Raw genomic sequence first — 815 nt, forward strand, 5'->3', positions numbered from 1 at the left:
AGCGTACCGTGAAGGGCATCGCCCGCAAGCATGGCTTCGCCGCCTGCTTCATGGCCAAGCCCTATGGCGAGCGCGCCGGCAACGGTTTCCATGTCCATTTCAGCGTGCTCGACAGGCAGGGCCGCAACATCTTCGACGACGGTTCCGACCAGGGCTCCGAAACAATGCGCCACGCGGTCGGCGGCCTGCTTGACGCGATGGCGCAAAGCACGCTGGTGTTTGCACCGCACTTCAATTCCTACCGCCGGCTGCGGCCGAGATCCTATGCGCCGACCGCCGTCGCCTGGGGCTACGAGAACCGCATGGTGGCGATTCGCATTCCAGGCGGACCTTCGGCTGCGCGCCGCATCGAGCATCGCGTCTCCGGCGCCGATGCCAATCCTTATCTGGTGCTGGCGGCGATCCTCGGCGCGGCGTTGATCGGCATCGAGCGCCAGCTCTCGCCCGGCGAGCCGACCGGCGGCGAAGGCCAGGGGCTGACGCTCGCCAAGCTGCCGCCGGACTGGGCTTCGGCGATCGCCGCCTTCGAGGCTGGCCCGCGCGTCGCCGAGATCTTCCCGGACGTGCTGCGCGACGCCTTTGTCGCCTGCAAGCGCCAGGAACTGAACACGTTCGCGCTGAATGTCAGCGACTTCGAGATCGAGACCTATCTCGAGAGCGTTTGAGGCCGGCGACGCTGAAGTGGGAGCAGGAGAGCGGCCGGTACCCTATGGGGAACTGCAAAGATCCTCGGTTGGAGCAAGCAGCGGACGGCTGGAAGGGCTATAAAGGGGAACTCATCCGAGTTGGCTCGCGGGGGTGCTCGTATCAGTGAC

Annotated in this window: 1 protein-coding gene; it reads left to right on the forward strand. The window is 66.0% G+C overall.

Annotation, left to right across the window (positions count from 1 at the left end):
* The coding region (locus tag EOA27_RS38540; protein WP_245491392.1) for a glutamine synthetase family protein at window positions 1-665 on the forward strand (665 nt) is incomplete at its 5' end.
* Between the last annotated feature and the right edge of the window lie 150 nt (window positions 666-815).

Origin of the sequence: Mesorhizobium sp. M2A.F.Ca.ET.037.01.1.1 (genome assembly GCF_003998075.1) — a bacterium.
In the GTDB taxonomy this organism is placed as follows: domain Bacteria; phylum Pseudomonadota; class Alphaproteobacteria; order Rhizobiales; family Rhizobiaceae; genus Mesorhizobium.